Annotated in this window: 24 protein-coding genes and 2 pseudogenes; 16 read left to right on the plus strand and 10 right to left on the minus strand. The window is 57.8% G+C overall.

Going from position 1 to position 22,864, the window contains the following annotated elements:
- Positions 1–142: 142 nt before the first annotated feature.
- Complete coding sequence (locus tag ACWHXD_RS30565; RefSeq protein ID WP_003253420.1) at positions 143–817, plus strand: heavy metal response regulator transcription factor; 675 nt, start codon at positions 143–145, stop codon at positions 815–817.
- Positions 818–1,352: 535 nt separating this feature from the next.
- On the opposite strand, the gene ACWHXD_RS30570 is transcribed toward ACWHXD_RS30565, so the two are convergent.
- Both ACWHXD_RS30570 and ACWHXD_RS30575 read right to left on the minus strand, forming a co-directional pair.
- Positions 1,353–1,589, minus strand: coding sequence for a hypothetical protein (locus ACWHXD_RS30570; protein WP_074059229.1), 237 nt, complete (start codon positions 1,587–1,589; stop codon positions 1,353–1,355).
- Between the two features lie 275 nt (positions 1,590–1,864).
- Positions 1,865–2,404, minus strand: coding sequence for a hypothetical protein (locus tag ACWHXD_RS30575; protein ID WP_003253418.1), 540 nt, complete (start codon positions 2,402–2,404; stop codon positions 1,865–1,867).
- 99 nt (positions 2,405–2,503) lie between these two features.
- Between ACWHXD_RS30575 and ACWHXD_RS30580 the strand changes: the two genes are divergently transcribed.
- Positions 2,504–3,037 carry a hypothetical protein gene (locus ACWHXD_RS30580; RefSeq protein WP_009682000.1) on the plus strand — a complete coding sequence of 178 codons (534 nt, stop codon included), beginning with the start codon at positions 2,504–2,506 and terminating at the stop codon, positions 3,035–3,037.
- On the opposite strand, the gene ACWHXD_RS30585 is transcribed toward ACWHXD_RS30580, so the two are convergent.
- From ACWHXD_RS30585 to radC, 4 genes and pseudogenes are all read right to left on the minus strand, one after another.
- Positions 3,030–3,926, minus strand: coding sequence for an alpha/beta fold hydrolase (locus ACWHXD_RS30585; RefSeq protein ID WP_014754857.1), 897 nt, complete (start codon positions 3,924–3,926; stop codon positions 3,030–3,032). The genes ACWHXD_RS30580 and ACWHXD_RS30585 overlap by 8 nt on opposite strands.
- The gene (locus tag ACWHXD_RS30590) at positions 3,923–4,297 is read right to left on the minus strand and encodes a hypothetical protein (RefSeq protein ID WP_223255136.1); all 375 of its coding nucleotides are present in this window, start codon (positions 4,295–4,297) and stop codon (positions 3,923–3,925) included. Before ACWHXD_RS30590 ends, ACWHXD_RS30585 begins: the two co-directional genes overlap by 4 nt.
- Complete coding sequence (locus ACWHXD_RS30595; protein ID WP_003253411.1) at positions 4,263–5,300, minus strand: hypothetical protein; 1,038 nt, start codon at positions 5,298–5,300, stop codon at positions 4,263–4,265. Before ACWHXD_RS30595 ends, ACWHXD_RS30590 begins: the two co-directional genes overlap by 35 nt.
- 495 nt (positions 5,301–5,795) lie before the next feature.
- Positions 5,796–6,311, minus strand: a pseudogene (radC, locus tag ACWHXD_RS30600) (RadC family protein); the annotation flags it as partial.
- Between the two features lie 142 nt (positions 6,312–6,453).
- On the opposite strand from radC, the gene coaBC reads away from it, so the two are divergent.
- From coaBC to argB, 4 genes and pseudogenes are all read left to right on the plus strand, one after another.
- Complete coding sequence (coaBC, locus tag ACWHXD_RS30605; RefSeq protein WP_003195481.1) at positions 6,454–7,662, plus strand: bifunctional phosphopantothenoylcysteine decarboxylase/phosphopantothenate--cysteine ligase CoaBC; 1,209 nt, start codon at positions 6,454–6,456, stop codon at positions 7,660–7,662.
- Positions 7,663–7,667: 5 nt separating this feature from the next.
- Positions 7,668–8,123 carry a dUTP diphosphatase gene (gene dut / locus ACWHXD_RS30610; protein WP_003195482.1) on the plus strand — a complete coding sequence of 152 codons (456 nt, stop codon included), beginning with the start codon at positions 7,668–7,670 and terminating at the stop codon, positions 8,121–8,123.
- A 254-nt stretch (positions 8,124–8,377) separates the two neighbouring features.
- Positions 8,378–9,784: pseudogene (locus ACWHXD_RS30615) on the plus strand (phosphomannomutase/phosphoglucomutase); the annotation flags it as partial.
- Between the two features lie 19 nt (positions 9,785–9,803).
- Complete coding sequence (gene argB / locus ACWHXD_RS30620; RefSeq protein WP_032894535.1) at positions 9,804–10,709, plus strand: acetylglutamate kinase; 906 nt, start codon at positions 9,804–9,806, stop codon at positions 10,707–10,709.
- Positions 10,710–10,871: 162 nt separating this feature from the next.
- On the opposite strand, the gene pyrE is transcribed toward argB, so the two are convergent.
- Complete coding sequence (pyrE, locus tag ACWHXD_RS30625) at positions 10,872–11,516, minus strand: orotate phosphoribosyltransferase (protein WP_003195489.1); 645 nt, start codon at positions 11,514–11,516, stop codon at positions 10,872–10,874.
- 82 nt (positions 11,517–11,598) lie between these two features.
- On the opposite strand from pyrE, the gene crc reads away from it, so the two are divergent.
- Positions 11,599–12,378, plus strand: coding sequence for a catabolite repression control protein Crc (crc, locus tag ACWHXD_RS30630; RefSeq protein WP_003195493.1), 780 nt, complete (start codon positions 11,599–11,601; stop codon positions 12,376–12,378).
- A gap of 59 nt (positions 12,379–12,437) precedes the next feature.
- Here the strand turns inward: crc and ACWHXD_RS30635 are convergent, their stop codons facing one another.
- Complete coding sequence (locus tag ACWHXD_RS30635; RefSeq protein WP_032894534.1) at positions 12,438–12,806, minus strand: DUF4870 domain-containing protein; 369 nt, start codon at positions 12,804–12,806, stop codon at positions 12,438–12,440.
- 22 nt (positions 12,807–12,828) lie between these two features.
- Positions 12,829–13,551: a ribonuclease PH gene (gene rph, locus ACWHXD_RS30640; protein WP_003195497.1), complete on the minus strand. Its 723-nt coding sequence runs from the start codon at positions 13,549–13,551 to the stop codon at positions 12,829–12,831.
- 287 nt (positions 13,552–13,838) lie between these two features.
- On the opposite strand from rph, the gene ACWHXD_RS30645 reads away from it, so the two are divergent.
- The 6 genes from ACWHXD_RS30645 (at position 13,839) to ACWHXD_RS30670 (ending at position 19,132) form a co-directional block, all read left to right on the plus strand.
- Positions 13,839–14,702, plus strand: a complete 864-nt coding sequence (locus ACWHXD_RS30645; protein WP_003195504.1) for a YicC/YloC family endoribonuclease — start codon at positions 13,839–13,841, stop codon at positions 14,700–14,702.
- A gap of 10 nt (positions 14,703–14,712) precedes the next feature.
- Positions 14,713–15,333 carry a guanylate kinase gene (gene gmk, locus ACWHXD_RS30650; RefSeq protein WP_003195506.1) on the plus strand — a complete coding sequence of 207 codons (621 nt, stop codon included), beginning with the start codon at positions 14,713–14,715 and terminating at the stop codon, positions 15,331–15,333.
- 167 nt (positions 15,334–15,500) lie between these two features.
- Complete coding sequence (rpoZ, locus tag ACWHXD_RS30655) at positions 15,501–15,764, plus strand: DNA-directed RNA polymerase subunit omega (protein WP_003195508.1); 264 nt, start codon at positions 15,501–15,503, stop codon at positions 15,762–15,764.
- 60 nt (positions 15,765–15,824) lie between these two features.
- Complete coding sequence (spoT, locus tag ACWHXD_RS30660) at positions 15,825–17,930, plus strand: bifunctional GTP diphosphokinase/guanosine-3',5'-bis pyrophosphate 3'-pyrophosphohydrolase (protein WP_003195510.1); 2,106 nt, start codon at positions 15,825–15,827, stop codon at positions 17,928–17,930.
- Between the two features lie 24 nt (positions 17,931–17,954).
- Positions 17,955–18,335, plus strand: a complete 381-nt coding sequence (locus tag ACWHXD_RS30665) for a RidA family protein (protein ID WP_003176922.1) — start codon at positions 17,955–17,957, stop codon at positions 18,333–18,335.
- 56 nt (positions 18,336–18,391) lie between these two features.
- Complete coding sequence (locus ACWHXD_RS30670; protein ID WP_003195513.1) at positions 18,392–19,132, plus strand: hypothetical protein; 741 nt, start codon at positions 18,392–18,394, stop codon at positions 19,130–19,132.
- A gap of 463 nt (positions 19,133–19,595) precedes the next feature.
- Here ACWHXD_RS30670 and ACWHXD_RS30675 read toward each other — a convergent pair whose 3' ends face one another.
- Positions 19,596–20,447 carry an SDR family oxidoreductase gene (locus ACWHXD_RS30675; protein ID WP_098950042.1) on the minus strand — a complete coding sequence of 284 codons (852 nt, stop codon included), beginning with the start codon at positions 20,445–20,447 and terminating at the stop codon, positions 19,596–19,598.
- Positions 20,448–20,634: 187 nt separating this feature from the next.
- Between ACWHXD_RS30675 and exbB the strand changes: the two genes are divergently transcribed.
- Genes exbB through ACWHXD_RS30690 form a run of 3 tightly spaced genes read left to right on the plus strand, consistent with a single transcriptional unit; the run spans position 20,635 to position 22,793 of the window.
- Entirely contained in the window at positions 20,635–21,618 is a 984-nt protein-coding gene (gene exbB / locus ACWHXD_RS30680) for a tonB-system energizer ExbB (RefSeq protein ID WP_032894531.1), read from the plus strand.
- Positions 21,619–21,624: 6 nt separating this feature from the next.
- Entirely contained in the window at positions 21,625–22,050 is a 426-nt protein-coding gene (gene exbD / locus ACWHXD_RS30685) for a TonB system transport protein ExbD (RefSeq protein WP_003195519.1), read from the plus strand.
- Positions 22,047–22,793, plus strand: coding sequence for an energy transducer TonB family protein (locus ACWHXD_RS30690; RefSeq protein WP_003195521.1), 747 nt, complete (start codon positions 22,047–22,049; stop codon positions 22,791–22,793). Before exbD ends, ACWHXD_RS30690 begins: the two co-directional genes overlap by 4 nt.
- The last annotated feature ends 71 nt before the right edge of the window (positions 22,794–22,864 follow it).

Below are 22,864 nucleotides of genomic sequence, written 5' to 3' on the forward strand. Positions count from 1 at the left end.
CCGCCAGACTATCAACTGTATTACCTAGAAATTACAAATCCGTCATTTGAGCCCCGGCACGCTCATTTTGATTTACCATCCCTTTCAATAATGCCGGCGCGCGTGCGCGGTTAATTGCTCAGTGATATCGAGACAAAATCCCATGCGAATTCTGGTAATTGAGGATGAAGTAAAAACTGCGGAGTATGTGCGTCAAGGTCTGACGGAGTGTGGCTATGTCGTAGATTGCGTCCACACCGGATCAGATGGATTATTCTTGGCCAAGCAGCATGAGTACGAGCTGATTATCCTCGATATAAACCTACCAGAGATGGACGGTTGGCAGGTCCTTGAGTTGTTGCGCCGTAAAAACTGCCCGTCCCGCATCATGATGCTGACGGCGAGAAGCCGATTGGCGGATAAGGTCCGGGGGCTGGAGAACGGCGCAGATGACTATCTGATCAAACCATTTGAGTTCCCAGAGCTGCTAGCCCGGGTTCGCGCCTTGATGCGCAGGTCAGATCACCCCGCATCTGTGGAGGTCATTCGCGTGGCCGATCTGGAACTTGATCAAAGCCGGCACAGGGCATTCAGGGACGGTCAGCGTATTGATTTGACCACCAAAGAATTCGCGTTGCTGCACTACTTGATGCGTAACACCGGGGTGGTACTGAGCCGTACGCAGATTATCTCTCAGGTTTGGGATATGAATTTTGATTGCGACACGAACGTTGTAGAGGTGTCGATTCGAAGACTCAGAGCCAAGATAGATGACCCCTTCGAAACCAAGCTGATACACACACTTAGAGGCGTAGGGTATGTACTTGAAAAGCGTTAATTGCCAAACTATATAGTATCGAGATCGGCTAACTAATTCCGTCGCAAACGTGCCTACTGAACTGGATTTTACTATTTACGACCCGCGGCGCTGATTCCTTACCCCGCAAATGAGGTAGGCTGTGCATGAGGTATAGCATTGATTATCAGCAGGTCTCGGAGGATCAAGAGTTTGTCAGGCCTGATGACCGCTCAGCTGATATTGTCTTTAACAGTGAGCATGGCTTAGCTCTTATCCCATGTGTTGGCGATGTAGTCAACCTACCCTCTACGGCCGTCAAAGCGGGGGTTTGTGGCGTCGTCAGATCAAGAATTTTCAATTATCTCAGGGGTCCTGAAGAGTTTTACTGCCACGTCAATATTTTTGTTGAAGAGGCCGACATCAATTTCGGCAATCTAATATCCGAATATATGCGTAACCAGGCACGCTCACGATCACCCTCCTCATAGTGGTTTGAATAGTCAATACGGATTCCGTCCTTTTATTGAGTGCTCAGTAGAACCCACGTTGCAGAGCTCTACTGAGCCCAAAAACCTTATTTCCGCTGCTGTGCAAAAACCACTAACTGCCACTCAATCTTGCCCGCGCCAGGTGCATGCTGGTGATGGTTCTGTGGAGGAAGAACATGCCCTTTGGCAATACCGATCTCATCCCCGCAGGAGACGCATCGGTAAATGCCTGGATTTGGCGCTTCGGTACCAGGCGAATACTTTTTATCGTACTCCGAATGATCACTTTTGTGCAGAAAATTGCCGTGCTTATACTGAGCCATATCTATTCCCTTGAACTGTTGCTCTATATTTTTGTGCCACTTTACCGGGGCACAGAATAATTTTTATCACGTAATGACGAATAGATTCCAGCGAAGTTTTCCATAATCGCTCAGTACGCAGCCTACTTTCGTAGCATTTATTATTCTGATTGTGTCAGGCAGGAGATTTTTATGCCGGCGGAATTTTGGCGCCATGCTATGGCACCAGGATAGAGATCAAATCACGCCATCAAGTGACTCTTGCTATTCGAACCTGCCCCTACAAGAACAGGTAGTCACGGCACCCTGCTAGAGCGCGGGAGAGGCGGAGCACACAGAGCAGGCGTCATTGTTTTTTGAATAGCGCACTGAAAAATATAGAAGTACAAGAAGCCCGCAAAGAGAACAGTAGGCGCCATCAGAGCCAATTGAGGATCCATAAACCCTGAAATTACATACTGCTTAAGTGTAAGAGAAGCCAGGATAAAGGCCGAACAATACAAAGCACCTGTAAATTGATTCCCTAGAAAGCTTAGCACCCCACTAAAGGCATTATTGGCGCTCAATAACACTGCCTTCAATATGGTCCAACCGAAAAGCGGAAGGAAAATCTTCACCATAAAGGCAAATAAAGTTGTTGAGGCGAACAGTTTCAGTGGTATCTCTGCCCATGGCTTGATGGTACCGTCGTTTTCTACACCAAAGAATAGGATGGCATTCAGGATAATTGCTATAGAGCAGCATATGATGAGGCGTATCACCTCCCGTTTAAGCGGGGCCATCATTATAACTGAGTTAATGCTTTTCGCGATATATTGCTTTAGAGCCTGGGTCATTGACCTATTGCGTCCTATGCTAGCCGAGGTGATAATATTGTATTGATGCAGCAGTAATAGACTGACGCTTTATTTATTTCTCAGTCAAGGAGAATCCTGATGATTTACGAGTCTGATGATTGGAGGAAGTCACTTCTTCGTTCAGCTCGTTGGCTTGAGAAGGCTCGTGTAAAAGAGTGTTCTGAAGGGCGCATTTATGCGAAAGCAGAACGTGAAATTTTTGTCAGTTTTTATACGGTACGCAAGCTAATCGAGACCTACAAAATCTCTGAATCAACGAAGAAAATTAAGCTCCATCTACCGTACTACCCGATCACCAGTGGCAAGACAGTAGACTACTTCAATCGGCACAACATAATGGAAAACTACGAAACTACTAAAGTTTACAAAGAACTGCGGGATATGACTTTTGTCGCGAACCAGGTAATCCACTCGTACGTATTCGAATTCGCGACTAGTGAGGATGGACGGATTGACGGGGTGTTTGTGGCCTCAGACAAGGGACGACACCAGCGACTCTATTACTATTCTATGACGCTAATGCTCAGTATTTTTAGGTCCGTAGGCTTGGATGTCGTCTCAGAGCAGCATTTGGTAAGGGACCCTGAAACAGAGCAGTGGAAGATCAGGTGAGTAGCCACCAAGCCAAACCCGCTACGGCAGCTGTAATTAACCCAACGGTTGCATAGAAGGCAGGTCTGCCGATCCAAGGGTGACAAGCCAGCATGATTCCCAGATGGGTCTTCGGCTTTATGCTATCCCACTCAGACTCGACGATGGTCCCATCTAGAATATAAGGCTTCCAATATTTGACGATATGGTCCTTGTCGGGCTCAAAAAAATCGCTATGGCCGTAATCAAAGTAACGGTCAGCTACACGTGTATTTTTAAATCCGTTTCGACCAGTCCCGCCGTAGCCTATAGTCGAAAAGGTAGCTAGGACGGGGTAAAAATCTCGCGTCCCGACATCGTTGACGATGTTGCCTGCAGCCATGTGCCGAGCATGCTTCTCCCAGGCATAATTGCCTTTTATTATGGAGCCGCAGAGAACAATTCTCTCAATGTTGATGTCAGTGTATTTGGCGAGGATCCGACTAATGATATAGGTGCCGAAGCTGTGGGCAATGACCATAATGCGAGCAGTCGGTTCCATAAGCCGTGCGTCTCGGAAGTCATTTGCGATCTTATTGATTGGCGTAGATCGAAACGGACACGCAAGCTGCAGCGCGGTCACACAATGGTAGCCAAGACCTTTGACTCTGACATGAGCAACATCTCGGAAGGCTGCTTTTACCAGCTCGTGCCAGGAACCATCAGTTTGAATACCATGGACAAGCATGAGCGTGATGGCCTGAGCATCATCTTTGACATTAGAAATCTGCATATCGACTAACGAGTCAAACAGCTCCAGATGCTCGGCATCCAGAGTTGCCCTAATTGCCTGCAGCTGGGCCAGTCGTTTGGTCTCAATCGTATTTTCCCAAGTCGATCGAACAAGGGTAACAATATCAACAGGCTTCAATCGAGCACCAATCTATAGGTTGGTTCCACGTTGGCGGCAAGTACTTCAAATTCGGTATCCATCCCAGGATCACGAACAATCTCTGGGATATCGCCGTAAGATTGGAATGAGAGACCTTCGCCGCTGGGGCACCTAACAATAAGGAATCTCTTGATAATCCGGCCCGTTACCAAGATATTAATCAAGATTGCAAGGTGCGCGGAAGTACCGGCTTGCATAATATCGAACATGCGATTCGGGTTTAGCCGAATTCTAGGCAAAGCTTCGCCACCCTGGGATTCATAGCCCTGGATAAAACTAGCCAATCTTCGGAGGCCTTCAGCCTCGTCTGGATGGTTAAGTATTAAAGGCGATAACTTTTCCGCGAACATATTCGTATTCTCCGGCGGAGCACGCTACGGTCACCGCAAACTCGTTTCTCTCACCCGAAATCAAAAGCCTCAGTTCACGGGGAGGATCACTGTCTGGTAGTTTAACGTAAATATTGGCTCCCGTCACTTCGCCATCACGCTCCAAGAAGCGATCCAACGCAGACATCGAACCCTCATCCGATGAAAGGTTTTCATCAACCGATGCGGAGGTAATCTGCATTTGGGCCCCGAATTCATTTCGAGCCGTTGAATTGCTATATCTGATTTCTTGGGAGAGGTTATCGCGCTCGCGCAGAATCTTATTCTTAGCGGGGCTAAGCGAAACTTCAGCGAACCCATCGTCCGGTAGAAATTTCCTTACTTTGTTTTTCAACACCCACAAGAGCTCGGAATATTTCTTTGCCTGATTATCTTGAGAGGCAATACGAAACTCCAATAAACCAGTGTGGTCCAGGTGAACAATATTCACCGCACGTTTTTTTGTGGTCGCATAGCGTCGAATCAGTTCGCCAGTTGCTGGATCCGTCTCCACAGCGCTGAGACGATTGATGTCACGGCTTTCGACGACTTTGATCGTAAGCGAAACCGGTGTCTTCTGCGGGTCCGGACGGTACAGGCGGATGTCGACGATTGTGGCCTCGTCGGGCATCTCAAGATCCAGCGGGTGAGTAAACAGCCCCGAAAGGCCCTCAGCTGCTGCGATTGAAGCGATGCGCGTAGGAGACAGCAGGCCGATTGCCCGCTCTTCAGTGCACTGGAAAAGGAACGAGTGCTGCTTGCCAAACTCCTCCACCTGCTGCAGTAGATCACGGAGGTCTTTCAGGGCAAGTTTTTTATCCTTGAGGGCAGGCTCGATCCGCTTCTCATAGAGATCGTCCCAGTTTTGCGCAGAAACGGGGATGCCCTTCGTCCGGAGGAATTCCTTGACGACGGCTTGGCTAGTCGCATTTTTCAGAAGGCCAAAAAGGATCTTGGCTAGCTTTTGGTCGTCGTCACTCAGCACATCACTCTCCACAAATTGGCATTAAGCTTAAAGGCTCGTGCGAGCCTTGGCTGTGGAGGCATGAAGCCGGTGACATCCTGCCACGAGAGCGCCGACCTGCGCGCATCATGCCTTCCATTGCGCGCGCATTCTCGCCTTTTTATCCAGCGGTACACAATGAGTGGAGAAGGTCAAAATGCCATCAGCGATGTAGGATCCCTTGGCCACGTGGAGTAGGTTCCATCAGATTTTGCCGTAATGTTCAGCTTTTTCGGGAAGATGGGTAGGAATTCCCAGCTTTTCTGTGAACCGCAAGCAACAGCCTGAGCCCCAGTCATCCGGGACCTAGCATCACAATTGTTGGTGAAGCTGACTGCTGTGGTGGCCCGCCTGGGCCTAAAATCAAATTTGCTCTGCAACACTGAATATGGAACATCAAAATCTGAATAAGCATCAAGGAATGCTTCTATCTCGGGCACTTCAGCCGAGTGAAACACTAGAGTTGACACCATAACCCGTCAGAATCAACGCCGCCGCGTTGTACGCCAAGGCGCGCTTGACCACTTGCCGCGGATAGACAATCGCAGCGTCGATGGTGCCCTGGGACATAACCTCGAACCCCAGCACCCGATGCCTGGAATCCAGGAACAGGCAGCCGAAGATCTCATGGGGCTCATGGCGCAGCAGCGCCTTGAGGTACTCGCGCACGGCCAACGGGCTCTCCAGCACCGAGTCAGCTCGCAAGCGCTCGGCCAGGTGGCGCCGGGACATTTCCAGCACCGCCTGCAGTTGAGCGAACTTCGCCGGGCCCAGCCCCAGATGCTGGCTGAACAGCGTCTGGCTGGCCTCCAGTAACGGGCGCAGGCCACCGAATTGCGCCAACAGATGGCGCGCCAAGTCGACCGCACTTCGGCCGGCAACTCCCGTACGCAGGAAGATCGCCAACAGCTCGGCATCGGACAGGCTCGCCGCGCCACCGTCCAATAACTTCTCCCGCGGACGCTCCGCCACGGGCCAATCACGAATACTCATCCCACCTCCCTGTATCTGCTCCGCTGTTGCCCGGCGGGCGCTGTGTTATCGTAGGGCCCTCTTTTTTGCCGGCGATTTCACCTGGGGAGGGGTCATCGCAGGCGTCACTGAACTGGCATCACTGAACTGGAAAGGCAAACCAATGCAGCGTCTGTATCGGAAACGCATCGTTCTCGGCGTCGGCGGCGGCATTGCCGCCTACAAGAGCGCAGAGTTGGTTCGCAGGCTCCTGGACCAGGGCGCCGAAGTGCGCGTGGTCATGACCCGTGGTGGTAGCGAGTTCATCACCCCGCTGACCATGCAGGCCCTGTCCGGCCACCCGGTTCACCTCGACCTGCTGGACCCGGCCGCAGAAGCCGCCATGGGCCATATCGAACTGGCCAAATGGGCCGACCTGGTGCTGATCGCCCCGGCCACCGCCGACCTGATCGCCCGCCTGGCCCAAGGCATTGCCGATGACCTGCTCACCACCCTGGTATTGGCCACCGACGCCACCGTCGCTATCGCTCCGGCCATGAACCAGGCCATGTGGCGCGACCCGGCCACCCAGGCCAATACCCAACTCCTGCAAACCCGCGGCCTCAAGGTGTTCGGCCCGGCGTCCGGCAGCCAGGCCTGCGGCGACGTCGGCCTGGGCCGCATGCTCGAAGCCACGGACCTGGCGCAATGCGCCGCCGAGTGCTTCCAGCACCTGGCCCTGACCGGCAAGCACGTGCTGATCACCGCCGGCCCAACCCAGGAAAACATCGACCCGGTGCGCTACATCACCAACCATAGCTCAGGAAAAATGGGCTTTGCGTTGGCTGAAGCCGCGGTCGAGGCAGGCGCACGGGTCACGTTGATCACAGGCCCGGTGCATTTGCCGACCCCTGATCGTGTCACGCGGATCGACGTAGTCAGCGCCCGGGACATGTTGGCAGCCTGCGAAGCCGCCATTCCCTGCGACCTGTTTATCGCCTCGGCAGCGGTTGCGGATTACCGCCCGGAGGTCGTGGCCCCACAGAAGCTCAAGAAAGACCCTACGAGCGGCGACGGCCTGCTCCTGCAAATGGTGCGTAACCCGGACATCCTGGCCACCATCGCCACCCGTCCGGACCGCCCGTTCAGCGTCGGCTTCGCTGCCGAGACCGAGCACCTGCTGGACTACGCCGCACGCAAACTGAAAGACAAAAACCTCGACCTGATCGTTGCCAATGATGTCGCCAACCCGAGCATCGGCTTCAACAGCGAGGAAAATGCGTGCAGCGTGATCGACCGCGAACTGCACGCCACCCTTTTCGCCCAGACCAGCAAGGGCAAGATTGCCCGCCAACTGATCTCTTTTATCGCCCAACGGCTGAACCAGGTTTAATCTCCATGCACGCTTTGCAAGCCAAGATCCTCGACCCACGCCTCGGCAACGAATTCCCCCTGCCGGCCTACGCCACACCGGGCTCCGCCGGCCTGGACCTGCGCGCCATGCTCAAAGAGGACACCGTCCTTGAGCCGGGCCAGACCATCCTGATTCCTACTGGCCTGTCGATCTATGTCGGCGATCCAGGCTTGGCGGCGCTGATCCTGCCGCGCTCCGGCCTGGGTCACAAACATGGCATCGTGCTCGGCAACCTGGTCGGCCTGATCGATTCGGACTACCAGGGCGAGTTGATGGTGTCGTGCTGGAACCGTGGCCAGACGGCTTTCAACATCGCCATCGGCGAGCGCATCGCCCAACTGGTGCTGGTGCCGGTGGTGCAGGCACATTTTGAATTGGTGCAGGAATTCGACGAAACCCAACGCGGCGCAGGCGGTTTTGGGCATTCCGGCAGTCACTGACTAAGCTGAACGTGGCCGGACGCCATCGTCCGACCACGCGCCACCGCCCGGCTTTTCAGGATGAAGAATGCGCGGAAATAATCATCGAGATTTCTCTAATGAAATCAAAGGACTACGTAAAAATAATGCTAGCGCCAAAGCGCCGATGGCATTTTTACACCACGAACTCTCTGCCGAAAACGCCGTCATACCCTTCAGTTTGAGCCTGCCGGCCAGCCACATCAGGCCTGCCTTGCCCCCTTTCAGATGGAGTTTCCCCCGCGATGAGTACCGCAGCCCGCGTAGCCCCGACCTTTCCCGACAGCATTTTTCGCGCCTATGACATCCGTGGCGTGGTCCCCAAGACCCTGACCGCCGAAACCGCCTACTGGATCGGCCGCGCCATCGGCTCCCAGAGCCTGGCCCAGGGCGAACCCAACGTCTCGGTAGGCCGTGACGGCCGCTTGTCCGGCCCGGAGTTGGTCGAGCAACTGATCCAGGGCCTGGCTGACAGCGGCTGCCACGTCAGCGACGTCGGCCTGGTACCAACCCCCGCGCTGTACTACGCCGCCAACGTACTGGCGGGCAAATCCGGGGTCATGCTCACCGGCAGCCACAACCCGTCGGACTACAACGGCTTCAAGATTGTCATCGCTGGCGACACCCTGGCCAATGAACAGATCCAGGCCCTGCACACCCGCCTGAAGACCAACGACCTGACCAGTGGCACCGGCAGCATCACTAAGGTCGATATCCTCCCGCGCTACTCCGATGAAATCACCCGTGACGTCAAGCTCGCGCGCCGCCTGAAAGTCGTGGTGGACTGCGGCAACGGCGCAGCCGGCGTGATTGCCCCGCAACTGCTCGAAGCCCTGAACTGCGAAGTAATCCCACTGTTCTGCGAAGTGGACGGCAACTTCCCCAATCATCACCCAGACCCAGGCAAGCCGGAAAACCTGGTGGACCTGATCGCCAAGGTCAAGGAAGTGGGCGCCGACGTCGGCCTGGCCTTCGATGGCGACGGCGACCGTGTAGGCGTGGTGACCGAAACCGGCGAGATCGTGTTCCCGGACCGCCTGCTGATGCTGTTTGCCCGTGACGTAGTGGCGCGCAACCCCAACGCCGAGATCATCTTCGACGTGAAATGCACGCGTCGCCTCACGCCATTGATCAAGGAATACGGCGGTCGCCCGCTAATGTGGAAGACCGGTCACTCGTTGATCAAAAAGAAAATGAAGGAAACCGGCGCGCTGTTGGCCGGTGAAATGAGCGGTCACGTCTTCTTCAAGGAGCGCTGGTTCGGGTTTGACGACGGTATTTACAGCGCCGCTCGTCTGCTGGAGATCCTCAGCAAGGAGAAATCCACGGCCGAAGAGCTGTTTCAGACCTTCCCGAATGATATTTCTACGCCTGAGATCAATATCCATGTGACCGAGGAGAGCAAATTCAGCATCATTGACGCATTGCACGATGCGCAATGGGGTGAAGGCGCCAACCTGACCACCATTGATGGTGTGCGAGTCGATTACGCCAAAGGCTGGGGCCTGGTTCGCGCGTCCAACACCACACCGGTGCTGGTCCTGCGTTTCGAGGCGGATACCGAAGCGGAGTTGCAGCGCATCAAGGACGTGTTCCACGCCCAGTTGAAACGTGTTGCCCCTGATCTCCAATTACCGTTCTGATTTTTGCCCGGAGCCCTGAATGACCCTCGAACGCGAAGCCGCTGCCAACACCGCCAAGGTCCTGTCCGAAGCGTTGCCTTATATTCGACGCTACGTCGGCAAGACGCTGGTGATCAAGTACGGCGGCAATGCCATGGAAAGCGATGAGCTGAAAACCGGCTTTGCCCGCGACATCGTGCTGATGAAGGCCGTGGGGATCAACCCGGTGGTCGTCCACGGCGGCGGCCCGCAAATCGGCGACCTGCTCAAGCGTTTGTCGATCGAGAGTCACTTCATCGATGGCATGCGTGTCACTGACGCGCAAACCATGGACGTGGTGGAAATGGTCCTCGGTGGCCAGGTCAACAAAGACATCGTCAACCTGATCAACCGCCACGGGGGCAGCGCCATCGGCCTGACCGGCAAGGATGCGGAGCTGATCCGTGCGAAAAAGCTCACCGTTACCCGCAAGACGCCCGAGATGACCCAGCCGGAAATCATCGATATCGGCCAAGTGGGTGAAGTGGTGGGGGTGAACACCGACCTGCTCAACCTGCTGGTCAAGGGCGACTTTATCCCGGTGATCGCGCCGATCGGCGTGGGCGCCAATGGTGAGTCGTACAACATCAACGCCGACCTGGTGGCGGGCAAAGTGGCGGAAGCGTTGAAGGCTGAAAAGCTGATGCTGCTGACCAACATCGCCGGCCTGATGGACAAGGAAGGTAAGGTACTGACCGGCTTGACCACCCAACAGGTGGACGACCTGATCGCCGACGGCACCATCTACGGCGGCATGCTGCCCAAGATCCGCTGCGCGCTGGAAGCAGTGCAAGGCGGCGTCGGCAGCTCGCTGATCATCGATGGCCGCGTGCCGAATGCGGTACTGCTGGAAATCTTCACGGATACCGGTATGGGCACGCTGATCAGTAACCGCAAGCGTCCTTAATCGCTGCAAACAAAAAAGCCCCGCTCAATTGAATTGAGCGGGGCTTTTTTTGTAGGAGCGAGCTTGCTCGCGAAAAACGTCAACGATAACGCGTGCTTCCTGAATGAACGCCGCGCCTGGGAGTTTTTCGCGAGCAAGCTCGCGCCTACAGGGAGAGCGGCGTCAGACGCCGAACTGCTCTCGGTATGCACGCACAGCTGGCAAATGCTGCTTGAGCTGCGGGTCATCTTCCAGGAACTGCAACACCTGGTTCAGCGACACGATGCTCACCACCGGAATACCGAAGTCACGCTCCACTTCCTGGATCGCCGACAACTCACCGTTGCCGCGCTCCTGGCGGTTCAAGGCGATCAGCACGCCGGCAGCCTTGGCGCCGTCCTGGGAAGCGATGATCTGCATCACTTCACGGATCGCAGTACCCGCGGTGATCACGTCATCGATGATCAGCACATCGCCGGTCAACGGTGCGCCAACCAGGCTGCCGCCTTCACCATGGGCCTTGGCTTCCTTACGGTTGAAACACCACGGCAGGTCCTGCCCGTGATGCTCCGCCAGGGCGACCGCCGTCGCCGCAGCCAGGGGAATGCCCTTGTAGGCCGGGCCAAAGAGTACGTCGAAGGAAATACCGCTCTCAACGATGGCTGCCGCATAGAAACGGCCCAGCTGAGCCAGGGCCGAACCTGAGTTGAACAGGCCCGCATTGAAGAAGTACGGGCTGGTGCGCCCGGACTTGAGGGTGAACTCACCGAAGCGTAAAACGCCGCGATCGATGGCAAAACGAATGAAATCGCGCTGATACGCCTGCATGAAAAAAGCCTCAGATACCACGGATTTAGCTAATTGGGTGGACGGCGTGTATCATACACGCACGCGATTTTTGGGGCCATTTATGCGGATCATCAGTGTGAACGTTAATGGTATTCAGGCTGCAGTCGAGCGTGGTTTGCTCAGTTGGCTGCAAGCACAGAATGCCGACGTCATCTGCCTGCAGGACACCCGTGCCTCCGCCTTTGAACTGGACGACCCAGCCTTCCAACTGGATGGCTACTTCCTTTATGCCTGCGATGCCGAAGTGCCCACCCAAGGTGGCGTGGCTTTGTACTCGCGGTTGCAACCCAAGGCGGTCATCAGCGGCCTCGGCTTCGAGACAGCCGACCGCTACGGGCGTTACCTGCAAGCCGATTTCGACAAGGTCAGCATCGCGACCTTGCTGCTTCCTTCCGGGCAGAACGGCGATGAAGACTTGAACCAGAAATTCAAGCTAATGGACGATTTCGCCCGTTACTTGGATAAACAGCGACGCAAACGTCGCGAGTACATTTATTGTGGCTCGCTGTACGTGGCGCAACAGAAGCTGGATATCAAGAACTGGCGCGACAGCCAGCAATCCCCAGGCTTCCTGGCGCCGGAACGCGCCTGGATGGACGAGATTGTCGGCAACATGGGCTATGTCGATGCCCTGCGCGAAGTCAGCCGCGAAGGCGACCAGTACAGCTGGTGGCCGGATAACGAACAGGCCGAGATGCTCAACCTGGGCTGGCGTTTCGACTACCAGTTGCTGACCCCGGGCCTGCGCCGGTTCGTGCGCAGCGCACGCCTGCCGCGCCAGCCGCGCTTCTCGCAGCACGCGCCGCTGATCGTGGACTACGACTGGACATTGACCATCTGAGGTCATTCTCCAGGCACAAAAAAACCGACAGTGATGTCGGTTTTTTTGTGGCCGCTCGGTTACTTGACCAGGCGCCAGGTCCACGGATAGCGATAGGCAATGCCTTTGTTGGCCTTGATACCGGCGATGATCGTCAGAATCAACGCACCAATCACCAGCACGGTCATCAGCAAGAAGCCGACCACCACAAAGCCCAACAACAGGCACACCAGCCAGGCGATCGCCACGGTGATCTGGAAATTCAGCGCCTCCTTGCCCTGGTCATCGACGAGCGGGTCCATGTCTTTCTTGAACTGCCACAGGATCAACGGCCCCAACAAGCTGCCGAAGGGAAATACCAACCCCAGGAATGCCGCGAAATGACACAACATTGCCCACTGGCGTACTTCCTTGGACGGTGCCGGAACTGGCAACTGGCTGTCATTCATGGTGCTTCTCCTTGGGGCCGGCTCAGTCAGCCAGCGCGGCGTTCTGCAATTCAAAGATTTCGGTCATGCCCTTCTGGGCCAAGGCCAGCATGGCGTTCAGCTCAGCCGGCTGGAATGGCGCGCCTTCGGCAGTACCCTGCACTTCGATGAAACCACCGGTGCTGGTCATGACCACATTGAGATCGGTCTCGGCAGCCGAGTCTTCCAGGTAGTCCAGGTCCAGCACAGGCTCGCCCTGGTACATGCCAACCGATACAGCGGCGATCATTTGCTTGAGCGGGTCACCCGCTTTCAGGCCACCGCGTTTTTTGATCACTTTCAGCGCGTCGACCAGAGCCACCATGGCGCCGGTGATGGACGCCGTGCGGGTGCCGCCATCTGCCTGGATCACGTCGCAATCGACGTAGAGGGTGACGTCACCCAGCTTGGACATATCCAGAGCGGCACGCAGGGAACGACCGATCAGGCGCTGGATTTCCAGGGTTCGCCCGCCTTGCTTGCCACGGCTGGCTTCACGCTGGTTACGCTCGCCAGTGGCGCGCGGCAGCATGCCGTATTCAGCGGTCAACCAACCCTGGCCCTGGCCCTTGAGGAAGCGCGGCACGCCGTTTTCGACGCTGACAGTGCAGATGACCTTGGTATCGCCAAACTCGACCAGTACAGATCCCTCGGCGTGTTTGGTGTAGTTGCGGGTGATGCGGATCGAGCGGAGCTGATCGGCAGCGCGACCACTTGGACGTTTCATAGGGGATACCTGTACTGAGGACGAAAAACTGCCGAGCATTATAGAGCCGCGAACCGGTTCGGGGCACTTCTAAAAAATCCGGTTACCAATGCCCGGGTTTGGGCGACCCCCTCCCACTGCGCTACAATCCTGCGCCTCCAGACGGTAGGAGCGAGCTTGCTCGCGAAAAACGTCAACGATTACGGGGCCTTCCTGATTCAACGCGGTGCCCTTGCGTTCTTCGCCAGCCAGCTCGCTCCTACAGGTCGGCCTGGTCAATTTCTATTTATCCAACGCGAGGTACCTCCATGGTGCACAGCATGACCGCCTTCGCCCGTGTCGAAAAAGCCGGGGCCCAAGGCACCCTCAGCTGGGAACTGCGCTCGGTCAACAGCCGTTACCTGGAGCCGCACCTGCGCCTGCCAGAGTCGTTCCGCGACCTCGAAGGAGCGGTGCGTGAAGCGCTGCGCCAGGGCATTTCCCGTGGCAAGCTGGAATGCACCTTGCGCTTTACCGAAGAAACCACCGGCAAGCCGCTGCAGGTCGACCGCGACCGCGCCGCCCAACTGGTGGCCGCGGCCGAAACCATCGCTGGGCTGATCAAGCAGCCGGCCGCATTAAACCCTTTGGAAGTATTGGCCTGGCCCGGCGTGCTGGTGGCCGACGCGGCCGACCCACAGGCCTTGAATGCCGAAGCCCTCGCCCTGTTCAACCAGGGTCTGAAGGAACTCAAGGCCGGCCGTGAGCGCGAAGGCGCCGAACTGGCGCGCCTGATCAACGAGCGGCTGACGTCGATCGAAGCCGACGTGGTGACCCTGCGCGAACTGGTACCGCAGATGCTCGCCACCCAGCGCCAGAAGGTCCTCGACCGCTTCACCGACATGAAGGCCGACCTCGACCCGACGCGCCTGGAACAGGAAATGGTCCTGCTCGCGCAGAAGAGCGACGTGGCCGAAGAACTCGACCGCCTGAGCACCCATATCCTTGAAGTGCGCCGCGTACTCAAGTCGGGCGGTGCCGCCGGTCGGCGCCTGGACTTCCTGATGCAGGAACTCAACCGCGAAGCCAATACACTGGGCTCCAAGGCGTTCGACCCGCGCAGCACCACGGCGGCGGTCAACCTCAAAGTGTTGATCGAGCAAATGCGCGAACAAGTACAGAACATTGAGTAAGGCACCCTCCATGACCCACAGCACCGGCACCCTTTACATCATTTCCGCCCCTTCGGGCGCGGGCAAAAGCAGCCTGGTCAAGGCTTTGACCGACGCCGACGAGCAGATCCGCATTTCGGTCTCCCACACCACCCGCGCCATGCGTCCGGGCGAAGTGGACGGTGTGCACTATCACTTCGTCGAGCGTACCGAGTTCGTCAAGATGATCGAGCACGGTGACTTCCTGGAGCGCGCCGAAGTGTTCGGCAACCTCTATGGCACCTCGCAAAGCCACCTGCAACAGACCCTGGACGAAGGCCACGACCTGATCCTGGAAATCGACTGGCAGGGCGCCGAGCAAGTGCGCCAGCTGATGCCCAAGGCACGCTCCATCTTCATCCTGCCGCCCTCGCTCCAAGCCCTGCACCAACGCCTGACCAACCGCGGCCAGGACAGCGACGAGATCATCGAGGGCCGGATGCGTGAAGCCGTCAGTGAAATGAGCCACTACGTCGACTACGACTACCTGATCATCAATGACGACTTTGCCCACGCACTGGACGATTTGAAGGCGATTTTCCGCGCCAACCAACTGCAGCAAAAGCGCCAACAGCAACGTTTCGGCAAATTACTCGCCGAATTGCTCGGCTGATTGGCTCTTCCCAAAACAGCTGCAAGGGCCTTACATTGGCACTTGTAGCGGTTTTGCGAAGGCCTGCGAAAAATCAGCGCTTCCCTAAACGCTGGTGATTTTTTAAACTGCTCAGTCCGCTCGCCCAACCGGGCAGCGCGCATCTTGCATTCGCTCCGAGGAATACCATGGCCCGCGTAACCGTTGAAGACTGCCTAGAACACGTGGATAACCGCTTTGAGCTGGTCATGCTCTCTACCAAGCGTGCCCGTCAACTGGCCACTGGCGGCAAAGAGCCCCTGGTCCAGTGGGAAAACGACAAGCCTACCGTTGTAGCCCTGCGTGAAATCGCTGAAGGCCTGATGAGCTACGAGTTCATCGCCAACGCCGAAATCGTTGAAGACGAACCGCTGTTTGCAGCGTTCGAAGGCGAGTCCAACGAGGACGTCTAAGCCTATGCCTGGTCGACGTAGCACGGCGCGGGGTCACAGCCATCGGCAGGAGTTCACACTTTGCCGAGCATAGACGCCCTCGCCGATCGCTTATCGGCCTACCTCGGCGCCGACCAGGTCAACCTGGTTCGCCGAGCGTATTTCTACGCCGAACAAGCCCACGACGGCCAGCGCCGACGTAGCGGCGAGGCGTATGTCACCCATCCTCTTGCGGTGGCCAATATTCTTGCCGACATGCACATGGACCATCAGAGCCTGATGGCCGCGATGCTGCATGACGTGATCGAAGACACCGGCATTGCCAAGGAAGCGCTCAGTGCGCAATTTGGCGAAACCGTGGCCGAACTGGTCGATGGGGTCAGCAAGCTGACCCAGATGAACTTCGAGACCAAGGCCGAAGCCCAGGCGGAAAACTTCCAGAAGATGGCCATGGCCATGGCCCGAGACATTCGGGTGATCCTGGTCAAGCTGGCCGACCGGCTGCACAACATGCGCACGCTGGAAGTGCTGTCCGGCGAAAAACGCCGACGCATCGCCAAGGAGACCCTGGAAATCTATGCGCCCATCGCCAACCGGCTGGGCATGCACGCCATTCGTATCGAATTCGAAGACCTTGGCTTTAAAGCCATGCACCCCATGCGCTCGGCACGCATCTACCAGGCGGTCAAGCGCGCACGGGGCAACCGCAAGGAAATCGTCAACAAGATCGAAGAGTCCCTGAGCCATTGCCTGGCGATCGACGAGATCGAGGGCGAGGTCAGCGGCCGGCAGAAGCACATCTACGGCATCTACAAGAAGATGCGCGGCAAGCGTCGGGCCTTCAACGAGATCATGGACGTGTATGCGTTCCGGATCATCGTCGACAAGGTCGATACCTGTTACCGCGTGCTGGGCGCTGTACACAATTTGTACAAACCCCTGCCGGGCCGCTTCAAGGACTACATCGCAATTCCCAAGGCCAACGGCTACCAGTCCCTGCATACCACGCTGTTTGGCATGCACGGGGTGCCGATCGAGATCCAGATCCGCACCCGTGAAATGGAAGAGATGGCCAACAACGGCATCGCCGCCCATTGGCTGTACAAGTCCAGCGGCGACGAGCAGCCCAAAGGCACCCATGCCCGTGCGCGCCAATGGGTCAAGGGCGTGCTGGAAATGCAGCAACGTGCCGGCAACTCCCTGGAATTTATCGAAAGCGTGAAGATCGACCTGTTCCCGGACGAGGTCTACGTGTTCACGCCCAAAGGCCGGATCATGGAGCTGCCCAAAGGCTCCACGGCGGTCGACTTTGCCTACGCGGTGCACACCGATGTCGGTAACAGCTGCATCGCCTGTCGCATCAACCGGCGCCTGGCCCCGCTGTCCGAACCGCTGCAAAGCGGCTCCACGGTGGAGATCGTCAGTGCACCGGGCGCTCGCCCGAACCCGGCCTGGCTCAACTTCGTAGTCACCGGCAAGGCGCGTACGCATATTCGCCACGCACTGAAATTGCAGCGCCGCTCCGAGTCCATCAGCCTGGGCGAACGCCTGCTGAACAAGGTACTCAACGGCTTCGACAGCGCCCTGGACAAGATCCCGCAAGAGCGCGTGCAAGCGATGCTCCACGAGTACCGCCAGGAAACCATCGAAGACCTGCTGGAAGATATCGGCCTGGGCAACCGCATGGCCTACGTGGTCGCCCGACGCCTGCTGGGCGAAGGCGAACAGCTGCCGAGCCCTGAAGGCCCGCTGGCGATTCGCGGCACCGAGGGCTTGGTGCTCAGCTACGCCAAATGTTGCACGCCGATCCCGGGCGACCCGATTGTCGGCCACTTGTCCGCAGGCAAGGGCATGGTGGTGCACTTGGACAACTGCCGCAACATCACCGAAATCCGCCACAACCCGGAAAAATGCATCCAGCTCTCGTGGGCCAAGGATGTCACCGGCGAATTCAACGTCGAGCTGCGGGTGGAGCTGGAACACCAGCGCGGCCTGATCGCCCTGTTGGCCAGCAGCGTCAACGCCGCCGACGGCAATATCGAAAAAATCAGCATGGACGAACGCGATGGTCGCATCAGCGTGGTCCAACTGGTGGTCAGCGTGCACGACCGCGTGCACCTGGCCCGCGTGATCAAAAAGTTGCGCGCCTTGACCGGTGTGATCCGCATCACCCGCATGCGTGCATAACCGATCCATTACAAGGAGTCATTCATGACCAAGACAGTTATCACCAGCGATAAAGCTCCAGCTGCCATCGGCACTTATTCCCAGGCGATCAAGGCGGGCAACACCGTCTACATGTCCGGCCAGATCCCACTGGACCCAAAGACCATGGAACTGGTTGAAGGCTTCGAAGCCCAGACCGTACAGGTCTTTGAAAACCTCAAGTCCGTGGCTGAAGCTGCCGGTGGTTCGTTCAAGGACATCGTCAAGCTGAACATCTTCCTCACCGACCTCAGCCACTTCGCCAAGGTCAACGAGATTATGGGCAAGTACTTCGAACAACCTTACCCAGCCCGCGCCGCCATCGGCGTTGCCGCCCTGCCAAAGGGCGCACAGGTTGAGATGGACGCCATTCTGGTCATCGAGTAAAACACCCGGCGCAGCCCCAACAGGCTGCGCCGACTTCGTTTCAGAAGGATTTCGTAATGCGCAAAGCGCTTGTAGCCTCCTCGTTGCTCGCCCTGTTGCTCGGCGGCTGTGCCAGCAACCCCGCCGACCTGGATGTGAGCGGCACCTGGATCAACCAGGCCGCCATCGACGCGGCAGCCAAGGGCGGCCCTTTGCGTGAAGCCCTGCAGTCCTATGGCCCCAACCTTGAGTGGGAGGTCAACACCAAGGCCTTGCAGGCGCGCTACTACAACGGTTTTGAAGTGGCGGAAGGCAAGTTGTCGGGTGAAAAACCCGGCGCGTGGAACGTGGACTTCTATGGCAGCTCTGCCACCGAACTCAAGCGCAAAGGCAAGCAACTGCTGCAAGTGGCCAACGACAATGAGCCCGAGCAGCTGTTTGCCCGCGCCAAAGACCCGGCTCCAGAAGGCGCGCCACTGGGCGCCAACTTCGAACGCGCACTGTACGCGGCCTACATGGGCGGCGACTGGAAGATCAGCGACGGCACCGGCAGCGGCGCCACGGTGCAGTTCCAGGCTGACGGCAAAGTCGCCGGCCTGCCGGGGGTTGATCGTTATTCACTCTGCCTGGCAGGCGACTGCGCCTCCATGAGCGGCGGCTATGACAGCATCTGGCTGCAACTGAATGGCCAGGGCAACCCTTGGATTTTCGCGCGCAAGGGTGAGCAACTGGAGATCTTCCAGGCGATCAATACTGCGCAGGCCGATGAAGTGCCTTCGTTTACGCCAGGCCCTCGCCAGTGGCTGCTTGAAAAGTAATAAAAGCCTCACCTGAATCAAAATGTGGAAGCTGGCTTGCCTGCGAGAATCGTAGGTCTCCACACAACTCGATCAACGGTAACCACGATGCGAAGCGAGTCGCTCTTGATCTTGATCTGCTTTTGATCTCAGGCGCCCCGTTAAACCACGCTGGCCGGAATTCGACAGGGATTTGGGGGGTAAACCGGCAGGGATGCCGGTTTAGCCGCCCCGCGCCATGGATGGCGCGTGGCGGCGGCCCCCCAAATCACTGGCGGATTACGGGCACACCGAGCCTAGGCGAGGTGCCGAGTGGTGGGGCGAGGACCTTTTGGTTACTTTTGGGTCCTTCCAAAAGTGACCCGCTGTCAGAGCGGAACCCTAGGTGGCCGTTACCTAAATAACGGATATGTACCCGGTTCAACTGTGTTGACTGTGAGGCCGTCTTCGCAGGCAAGCCAGCTCCCACAGTTTTGACCGCGTTTCAGCCTTTCAGGATCGCCGCATAGCCTTCCCGGTAAGTCGGGTATGTCGGCACCCAGCCCAACGCCTTGATACGCGCATTACTGCATTGTTTGCTGCCAGCACGGCGCACACTGGCGTCCTCGGCCCACTCGGTCACACCCAGATACTCGCGCAGCCAGGCCACTACTTCGGCCAATGGCGCAGGCGCATCGTCAACGCCGATGTAGACCTTGTCCAGCGAGCCGCCCTTTTCCACATGCCGCAGCAAAAAGGCGAGCAGGCCCGCGGCGTCATCGGCGTGGATACGGTTGCCATACAACGGCGGATCAACCGCTACGCGGTAGCCTTGACGCACCTGGGTCAGCAGCCATTCACGGCCAGGCCCGTAGATGCCGGTCAAACGCACGATGGTGGCTGGAATACCGCTATTGAGCGCCACTTGCTCAGCTTCCAGCATCACCTGCCCCGAATAGCCCTTCGCTTGCGTCTCGGACGTTTCGTCGACCCACTCGCCGTTTTGCTGCCCATACACACTGCTGCTGGAAACAAACAGCAAATGCTTGGGCGTCTGGCCGTAGTCGTCCAGCCACTCCAACACATGCAGCAACCCTTGCACGTAGGCGGCGCGATAGCCGGCTTCGTCGTGGTCAGTGGCAGCGGCGCAGTACACCAGATAATCCACCCCGCCGATGGGCCAGGTGTCAGGGCAATCCTTTTTGAACAGGTCGCCGGCGATGCCGATCACCCCGTCGGGCAGGCGCGAAATATCACGGCGCAGGCCGTGGACCTCCCATTCCGAGGCCAGCAATTGGCTAGCCAGCCGACTACCCACATCGCCGCAACCGGCAATCACAACAGAAGGCGCAGACATTACAAAACTCCATTCTTAAAGGCGCAGATTAGCCGCCAGACATGACCGACGGCCAGAAAAAGCACAAATAAAGTTACTGTATTACTTCTGTTAACAAGAATTACTTGCAATAATGACCGCCCATTTGTCCTCGACCCTTTGGGTCTGGAAGGACGATCACCCATTTTTTCTCTCAGGTCCGGCCAGCATGACACGTCACACAACCCCCGCTTCGCCAACCAAGCTTCACAGTCCCTCCCGCGCCTGGCGTGCGATTGCTGCGATGCTGTTCAGCGTACTGCTGGCACCGACCGCCGCATTCGCTGACGCCACCGCCCCCGCCGCTCCAGCAGCCGCCGAGCAAAATGCCGCGACCCCGGCAGCGCCTGCCGTCGCGCCAGTGGCTACCGACCCGGCCCAGGCCGCCGGTGCTGCCGCACCTGCCGACGAAACCGGCGTGGTACTGGAAGAAGACAACACCCTGGGCATGGCCCACGACTTGTCGCCATGGGGCATGTACCAGAATGCTGACGTAGTGGTGAAAGCCGTGATGATCGGCCTGGCCATCGCCTCGATCATCACCTGGACCATCTGGATTGCCAAAGGCTTCGAGCTGTTGGGCGCCAAGCGTCGTCTGCGTGCTGAAATCGTCCACCTGAAAAAAGCCACCACCCTCAAGGAAGCGAGCGAAACCGCGACCAAGAAGGGCACCCTGGCCAACCTGCTGGTGCACGACGCGCTGGAAGAAATGCGCCTGTCGGCCAACACCCGCGAAAAAGAAGGCATCAAGGAGCGTGTCAGCTTCCGCCTGGAGCGCCTGGTTGCCGCCTGCGGCCGTAACATGAGCAGCGGCACCGGCGTACTCGCCACCATCGGTTCCACCGCGCCCTTCGTCGGCCTGTTCGGTACCGTGTGGGGCATCATGAACAGCTTCATCGGCATCGCCAAAACCCAGACCACCAACCTCGCCGTCGTTGCCCCCGGCATCGCCGAAGCACTGCTGGCGACCGCCCTGGGCCTGGTTGCCGCGATTCCTGCGGTGGTCATCTACAACGTCTTCGCCCGTTCGATTGCCGGCTACAAGGCCCAGGTGTCGGATGCATCGGCTGAAGTCCTGTTGCTGGTCAGCCGTGACCTCGATCACCTGCCTACCGAGCGCAGCTCGCAACCGCACATGGTGAAAGTGGGGTAATCGGCCATGGGCCTGCATTTGAATCAAGGCGACGACGAACTCGTCGAGAACCACGAAATCAACGTCACGCCGTTTATCGACGTGATGCTGGTGCTGCTGATCATCTTTATGGTGGCGGCACCGCTGGCGACCGTGGACATCAAAGTGGACCTGCCCGCGTCCAGCGCCAAGCCGGCGCCGCGGCCAGAGAAACCGATCTTCCTCAGCGTCAAGGCGGACCAACGCCTGTTCCTGGGCGAAGAAGAAGTCAAGGCTGAGACCCTGGGGCCGGTGCTGGACGCCAAGACCCAAGGCAAGAAAGACACGACGATCTTCTTCCAAGCCGACAAAGGCGTGGACTACGGTGACCTGATGAGCGTGATGGATGCCCTGCGGGCAGCCGGCTATCTCAAGGTCGGCCTGGTCGGACTTGAGACGGCAGCCAAGAAATGATCACGACGCGCCACAAACTGACGCGTTATGGCACCAGCCTCGCCGTCGTGCTGGGCGTGCATGCCGTCGCGATCATCATCGCGCTCCAATGGTCCGCGCCGCAGGCGATCCAGCTGCCACCCGCCGCCATGGTCATCGACCTGGCGCCGCTGCCAGCGCCACCGCCGCCTCCAGCCCCGCCCAAGGTCGTTGCGCCGCCGCCGCCACCGGTCGAAGAGCTGCCCCTGCCGAAGCTGGCCGAGGCGCCCAAGCCAACGATCCAGGTGCCCAAGCCGGTCAAGCCCAAGCCTAAGCCACAACCGCCAAAGCCGGTGGAGAAGAAGCCCGAGCCGCCCAAGGAGAAACCTTCCGAGGAGCCACCGAGCGAAACGCCGCCGAGCAACGCACCTGCGCAGAAGTCCGCACAACCTACGCCGGGCCCATCGGCGCAGCAGCTTGCCGCTCAGGCTTCCTGGCAAAGCACGTTGCTGGCGCATCTGCAGAAGTACAAGAAGTACCCGCCTGGCGCTCAACGCAGTGGCAAGGAAGGTATGAACCGCTTGCGCTTCGTGGTCGATGGCGAAGGCAATGTACTGTCCTACGAACTGGAAGGCCGCTCCGGCAACGCCGACCTGGACCGCGCAACCCTTGAGATGATCCGCAAGGCTCAGCCTCTGCCCAAGCCGCCGGCCGACCTGTTGAAAAACGGCAGCGTCGAACTGGTCGCGCCATTCGTTTACAACATCGACAAGCGTCGCCGCTGACAGAGCACTGTGGGAGGGACCTGCGCCCTCCCACATGCGCTTTATGACCTCAGCAAAATTCCGACATTCCC

The organism is Pseudomonas fjordensis (genome assembly GCF_976987115.1).

Bases quoted from the DNA above. Each gene is read 5' to 3' on its own strand.
- ACWHXD_RS30635 (WP_032894534.1), bottom strand. From the start codon at position 12,806: ATGAATGACAGCCAGTTGCCAGTTCCGGCACCGTCCAAGGAAGTACGC.
- crc (WP_003195493.1), top strand. From the start codon at position 11,599: ATGCGGATCATCAGTGTGAACGTTAATGGTATTCAGGCTGCAGTCGAG.
- ACWHXD_RS30690 (WP_003195521.1), top strand. From the start codon at position 22,047: ATGATCACGACGCGCCACAAACTGACGCGTTATGGCACCAGCCTCGCC.
- ACWHXD_RS30580 (WP_009682000.1), top strand. From the start codon at position 2,504: ATGATTTACGAGTCTGATGATTGGAGGAAGTCACTTCTTCGTTCAGCT.
- ACWHXD_RS30665 (WP_003176922.1), top strand. From the start codon at position 17,955: ATGACCAAGACAGTTATCACCAGCGATAAAGCTCCAGCTGCCATCGGC.
- ACWHXD_RS30675 (WP_098950042.1), bottom strand. From the start codon at position 20,447: ATGTCTGCGCCTTCTGTTGTGATTGCCGGTTGCGGCGATGTGGGTAGT.
- coaBC (WP_003195481.1), top strand. From the start codon at position 6,454: ATGCAGCGTCTGTATCGGAAACGCATCGTTCTCGGCGTCGGCGGCGGC.
- ACWHXD_RS30590 (WP_223255136.1), bottom strand. From the start codon at position 4,297: ATGTTCGCGGAAAAGTTATCGCCTTTAATACTTAACCATCCAGACGAG.
- ACWHXD_RS30570 (WP_074059229.1), bottom strand. From the start codon at position 1,589: ATGGCTCAGTATAAGCACGGCAATTTTCTGCACAAAAGTGATCATTCG.
- argB (WP_032894535.1), top strand. From the start codon at position 9,804: ATGACCCTCGAACGCGAAGCCGCTGCCAACACCGCCAAGGTCCTGTCC.
- dut (WP_003195482.1), top strand. From the start codon at position 7,668: ATGCACGCTTTGCAAGCCAAGATCCTCGACCCACGCCTCGGCAACGAA.
- rph (WP_003195497.1), bottom strand. From the start codon at position 13,551: ATGAAACGTCCAAGTGGTCGCGCTGCCGATCAGCTCCGCTCGATCCGC.
- gmk (WP_003195506.1), top strand. From the start codon at position 14,713: ATGACCCACAGCACCGGCACCCTTTACATCATTTCCGCCCCTTCGGGC.
- ACWHXD_RS30670 (WP_003195513.1), top strand. From the start codon at position 18,392: ATGCGCAAAGCGCTTGTAGCCTCCTCGTTGCTCGCCCTGTTGCTCGGC.
- rpoZ (WP_003195508.1), top strand. From the start codon at position 15,501: ATGGCCCGCGTAACCGTTGAAGACTGCCTAGAACACGTGGATAACCGC.
- exbD (WP_003195519.1), top strand. From the start codon at position 21,625: ATGGGCCTGCATTTGAATCAAGGCGACGACGAACTCGTCGAGAACCAC.
- ACWHXD_RS30645 (WP_003195504.1), top strand. From the start codon at position 13,839: ATGGTGCACAGCATGACCGCCTTCGCCCGTGTCGAAAAAGCCGGGGCC.
- ACWHXD_RS30575 (WP_003253418.1), bottom strand. From the start codon at position 2,404: ATGACCCAGGCTCTAAAGCAATATATCGCGAAAAGCATTAACTCAGTT.
- ACWHXD_RS30565 (WP_003253420.1), top strand. From the start codon at position 143: ATGCGAATTCTGGTAATTGAGGATGAAGTAAAAACTGCGGAGTATGTG.
- pyrE (WP_003195489.1), bottom strand. From the start codon at position 11,516: ATGCAGGCGTATCAGCGCGATTTCATTCGTTTTGCCATCGATCGCGGC.
- exbB (WP_032894531.1), top strand. From the start codon at position 20,635: ATGACACGTCACACAACCCCCGCTTCGCCAACCAAGCTTCACAGTCCC.